The organism is Parabacteroides sp. merdae-related_45_40 (assembly GCF_001915675.1).
Genome location: NZ_MNQY01000094.1, coordinates 1 through 5,354, shown reverse-complemented (window position 1 = coordinate 5,354; position 5,354 = coordinate 1). Strand labels below are relative to the sequence as shown.

The 5,354-nt window shown below is 47.5% G+C and carries 4 protein-coding genes and 1 pseudogene; 4 read left to right on the top strand and 1 reads right to left on the bottom strand.

Features of this window, described 5'->3' with window-relative positions; genetic code table 11:
• A pseudogene (locus BHV83_RS11225) lies at positions 1-427 on the bottom strand (hypothetical protein); the annotation flags it as partial.
• 98 nt (positions 428-525) lie between these two features.
• On the opposite strand from BHV83_RS11225, the gene BHV83_RS11220 reads away from it, so the two are divergent.
• The 4 genes from BHV83_RS11220 (at position 526) to BHV83_RS11205 (ending at position 5,349) form a co-directional block, all read left to right on the top strand.
• A complete protein-coding gene (locus tag BHV83_RS11220; RefSeq protein ID WP_005638707.1) occupies positions 526-1,458 on the top strand; it encodes a DUF362 domain-containing protein in 933 nt (310 codons plus the stop codon).
• Positions 1,458-3,047, top strand: coding sequence for a 4Fe-4S dicluster domain-containing protein (locus tag BHV83_RS11215; RefSeq protein ID WP_122206163.1), 1,590 nt, complete (start codon positions 1,458-1,460; stop codon positions 3,045-3,047). The genes BHV83_RS11220 and BHV83_RS11215 overlap by 1 nt, the downstream gene beginning before the upstream one ends.
• 73 nt (positions 3,048-3,120) lie before the next feature.
• On the top strand, positions 3,121-4,251 hold the full coding sequence (tgt, locus tag BHV83_RS11210; RefSeq protein ID WP_005638710.1) for a tRNA guanosine(34) transglycosylase Tgt: 1,131 nt from the start codon (positions 3,121-3,123) through the stop codon (positions 4,249-4,251).
• A gap of 12 nt (positions 4,252-4,263) precedes the next feature.
• On the top strand, positions 4,264-5,349 hold the full coding sequence (locus BHV83_RS11205) for an LptF/LptG family permease (protein WP_005638712.1): 1,086 nt from the start codon (positions 4,264-4,266) through the stop codon (positions 5,347-5,349).
• The last annotated feature ends 5 nt before the right edge of the window (positions 5,350-5,354 follow it).

Sequence of the window (5,354 nt, the reverse complement as noted above, 5' to 3'; positions counted from 1 at the left end):
CGTTCAGATTCTCCTCCTCATTATATTTGCAACGGAGCAAGTATTTTTCCTCCGACAAACTATACTCACCTAGTGCCCCGTAATCGAAAGTCAGCCGCAAACAGGAAGTATCCTTTTCCTTCACACCGGAAGGGATTTCCAAATTCTGGTAAAGGGAAAGAGCGTACATCTCCACCTCCGGTCCGATAAGCATCCGGCGGTTCTCCCGGAAAAAAGGAATATTTTGTTTACTAAGCTCCGGCCCGATGCCTTTTTGCTCTTCATGCAACACGATCGAACGGCGAAGCAGGGACAAACCGTATCCGATTACTTCGTCCGACTTGGCATACAACAAATTAGGAACATGCAAGGTGAATGTTTCCGGCGTCTTCGACTCCTTGCATCCGCGAACAAAGGATTCTATTGAAACATAGGAATATAAATCCATCTTTTATGATTTTTTTGGACGTCAAATATACAATTTATATTAGAGATTATCTACCTTTGTTAAAACTTTTATAAACTACATAAAACCAATAAAACAAAATGAAACGTCGTGATTTCCTTAAGACCAGTGTTGTAGCAGGTGTAGCCTTATCTCTGAACTTTGAAGGATTACAGGCTGCTCTCTCCTCGAATACAGTAGCGGTAGAGCAAGCACCCGATCTGGTAGCAGTAATGGGCGGTGAACCGGCAGTCATGCTCGACAAAGCCTTAGAAGCGCTTGGCGGCATCGGCAAATATATCAAAAAAGGGCAGAAAGTCGTTATCAAGCCCAATATCGGCTGGGACCGTACACCGGAGCTGGCCGGTAATACCAATCCTGAATTGATAAAGGCCCTCGTAAAGAAATGTTTCGAAGCTGGAGCCGAAAAGGTAACGGTATTCGACCACACGTGCGACAACTGGCAGAAATGTTATGAGACAAGCGGCATCGCCGCCGCCGTAAAAGAAGCAGGTGGTATCATCATGCCAGGCAACGACGAAAAATATTTCAAAGAAGTAGACATTCCCGACGGCGTGACACTGAAAAAAGCCAAGATACACGAGTCACTGATCGAAGCGGACGCCTGGATCAATGTTCCCATCCTGAAGAACCACGGAGGAGCCAAGCTGTCATGCGCAATGAAGAATATGATGGGGATCGTCTGGGACCGCCGCTTCTTCCACCAGAACGACTTGCAGCAATGTATCGCCGATATCTGTACCTGGAAGAAGAAACCGGTTCTGAACATCGTGGATGCCTACCGCATGATGCATCAGAACGGTCCGCAAGGAAAAAGTGCAGCTGACGTGGCTACGTTAAAATCGATGATTGTTTCTCCGAATATCGTCGCCGTCGATACGGCCGCCCTCGCTCTGTTCAACCAGGTAAAGAAATTGGATATGGCTGCCGTTGGACATTTGAGCAAAGGGGAAGCTCTTAAATTAGGTTCTACCGATCTGAAAAAAATAAACATCAAACGTATTAAGATCTGATGAAGAAACGGAATTATCTAAAGGGATTGAGAGTTTTGCTCGCAATCCTCTTTTTTGTACCCATACTTTTGTTTTTCGTAGACTTTTCAGGAGTTTTACCGGATAGTGTACATCGTTTGCTGCATCTGCAACTGATGCCGGCCTTGTTGGGAGGAATGGTCGGTCTGATCGTGTTCCAATTCTTACTGGCACTGGTATTCGGACGTATTTATTGTTCCACGATATGTCCGGCAGGCGTATTCCAGGATATCATCAACCGTCTATTTTGCATCGGTAAGAAAAAGAAGAAAGGAAGCCGTCGTTTTACTTACCACAAGCCGATGAACCGGCTACGCTACGTACTGCTGGTAATTACGGCAGTCATGGCTGTTTTCGGTCTTAGCGAATTGTGCCTGCTCTTAGACCCGTACAGCAACTTCGGACGTATTGCGGCAAGTCTGTTCCGTCCGATCATGATGTGGGGGAATAACATACTCGCCGACCTGCTGATGAAAGTGGACAACTACTCGTTGTTCCATGTGACAATCAGTACCGTGACGGCTTCCGGTCTGATCGCAGCAACTATCGCATTGCTTGTTTTCATCGTCATGACTGTTTTCCGCGGACGACTGTTCTGTAATACGATCTGCCCTGTCGGAGCTTTGTTGAGTCTTTTCTCGCGCTACTCGTTCTTCCGTATAACTTTCAATAAGGAAGCCTGTACGCATTGCGGGAATTGCGAACATACCTGCAAGGCGGAAGCGATCGACAGCAAAAACCTGACGATCGATACATCCCGTTGCGTAGATTGTTTCAATTGTGTTTCTTCCTGTGCCAAAGGCGGCTTGCAGTATCGTCTACAATTTCCGGGTATGAAACAGGAGGAGACAGTCGATACCCAAGCTGTAAAGGAATTATATTCCAGCCAACTGACAGTCGCCAACAGCCGCCGTACATTTCTGGCCACAAGTGCAACCATTGCCGCCTCGCTGCCGATCGCATCTGCGATTGCCGAAGGAGGAAAAGGGAAAATGAACAGAAAAGGCAGAAAAAAGTGGCCTCCCCTCACGCCTCCGGGTTCTATCAGCCTGGAACGTTTCAAAGACAAATGTACAGGATGCCAGATATGTGTCGTCCGCTGTCCGAGCCAGGTCTTGCGCCCGACAGGATTGGAATACGGTTTGGATTATATGTTGAAACCACGTCTGGCCTATATCAGCAGTTATTGCAACTACGAGTGCACAGTCTGTTCCGATGTATGCCCTACCGGTGCGATCAAACCTCTGACTATCGAAGAGAAGACAACGACACAGGTCGGCATTGCCACTTTCTTCAAAGGCCGTTGTGTTGTTAATACGGAAGAGAAAGACTGCGGTGCCTGTGCAGAACATTGCCCGACCCAGGCCGTACACATGGTTCCTTACAAAGGAACACTGACAATCCCGCAGATCAACCCTGACCTTTGTATCGGATGCGGCGGATGCGAATCGATCTGTCCGGTACGCCCAATGCGTGCCATCATCGTCAAATCGAACGTTGAGCACAAATTCGTCGAAAAGCCTAAAGAAGAGGAAATCAAAGAAATCGAGGTAGACGATTTCGGTTTCTGATTAACGATATATAACCGACTATATTATGAGGCCTTATTTGTGAAAGTAAGGCCTTTTCTTTATCTTTGCAGCCATGAAATTCGAATTACAACATAACGACACAAAATCAAATGCAAGGGCGGGTCTGATTACCACTGATCATGGAGTAATTGAAACGCCTATTTTTATGCCGGTCGGCACACAGGGCACAGTTAAAGGCGTCCACATGACCGAGTTGGAAGAAGATATCAACGCACAAATCATTTTAGGAAACACATACCATTTATATCTCCGTCCCGGATTGGAAATATTGGAACAGGCAGGCGGATTGCACAAATTCAACACATGGAACCGGCCAATCCTGACAGATAGCGGTGGTTTCCAGGTTTTTTCTCTTTCCGAAAACCGCAAGTTGCATGAGGAAGGCGCCATGTTCCGCTCACATATCGACGGCTCCAAGCATCTGTTTACCCCGGAAAAGGTTATGGATATCCAGCGGATCATCGGGGCAGATATCATTATGGCTTTCGATGAATGTTGTCCGGGCGATGCCGATTATGAATACGCGAAAAAGTCCCTCGGTCTGACGGAACGTTGGCTGGACCGTTGTTTCGAACGTTTCAACTCTACAGAGCCGAAATACGGTTACCAGCAAAGTCTTTTCCCGATTGTACAAGGTTGTGTTTATCCGGAACTGCGTCGAAAGGCAGCCGAGAATGTAGCGGAAAAGGGCGCTGACGGCAATGCGATCGGTGGCCTGGCAGTAGGCGAACCAACAGAGAAGATGTACGAGATGATCGAAGTAGTCAACGAGATCCTGCCGAAAGACAAGCCTCGTTACCTAATGGGAGTCGGCACACCGATCAATATTTTAGAGGGGATTGAACGGGGTATCGATATGTTCGACTGCATCATGCCGACGCGCAACGGACGTAACGGACAGATATTTACCCGCTTCGGCACGATCAATATGCGTAATAAGAAATGGGAGAACGACTTCTCTCCTATCGATCCGGATGCTCATTCGGCTATCGACACGCGCTACAGCAAGGCGTATCTACACCATTTGATCAAAGTGAATGAGATGTTAGGACTTCAACTGGCATCAATTCATAACCTCGCGTTTTACCTGTGGCTCGTAAAAGAGGCACGCAAACATATTATTGCCGGCGATTTCACGACCTGGAAGAGTGAAATGGTCCGTCAATTATCAAACCGGTTATAAGCAAACTATCACATGAAATTCAAACTGAAACGGATAGACTGGTATATCATCAAGCAATTCTTAGGTACTTATATCTTCGCGATTGCCCTGATTATCGCTATCTCGGTCGTCTTCGATATAAATGAGAAGATCGACAAGTTCCTGAGTCCGGACGTACCGTTGAAAGCGATTGTCTTCGACTATTACATGAACTTCATCCCGTATTTCGCGAACCTGTTCAGTCCGTTGTTTACTTTCATTGCCGTTATCTTCTTCACCTCAAAGTTAGCAGACAATTCAGAAGTGATCGCAATGTTGGCGAGCGGGATGAGTTTCCGGCGTCTGATGTTGCCTTACGCGATTTCGGCAGGGATCATTGCACTCAGTACGTTTGTGCTGAACGCTTATATCATTCCGCCTGCCAACGCCACGCGTATCGACTTCCAAAACAAATATATCAAGAATAAGAAGGTAGATTATGTCCGTTCCGCCCAATTGGAGATCGAGCCGGGCGTAATCGCCTATTTCGACCGCTACGACGCGCGTTCCGGGATGGGATACCGTTTCTCTTTGGAGCACTTCGAGGACAAGAAGATGATTTCACGCCTCACGGCAAACTCCATCAAATACGATTCGCTATACAATTGGACGCTGATCGACTACATGATCCGCGACTTCGACGGGATGCGCGAACATATCACCGAAGGGAGCCGCATGGACACCACATTGACAATCGTCCCTTCGGACTTCCTGATCTCTGTCAATGACTGCGAGACGATGACTTCTTCCGAACTGTCCACGTATATCGACCGCCAGAAGAAAAGAGGGATCGGCAATATCCAGACGTTCCAGATCGAATACCACAAACGTTTTGCCGCCATCATGGCCGCCTTCATCCTGACCTCCATCGGAGCCTCGCTCTCTTCCCGCAAGATCAAAGGAGGCATGGGGTTGAACATCGGCATCGGACTGGCCTTGAGTTTCTCCTACATCCTCTTCACCACCGTCACATCGACCTTCGCCATCAACGGCAACCTCAGCCCTGCTATGGCCGCCTGGATTCCGAATATATTGTATACGTTTATCGCGATTTATTTGTACCGGAAGGCACCGAGATAAGAAAT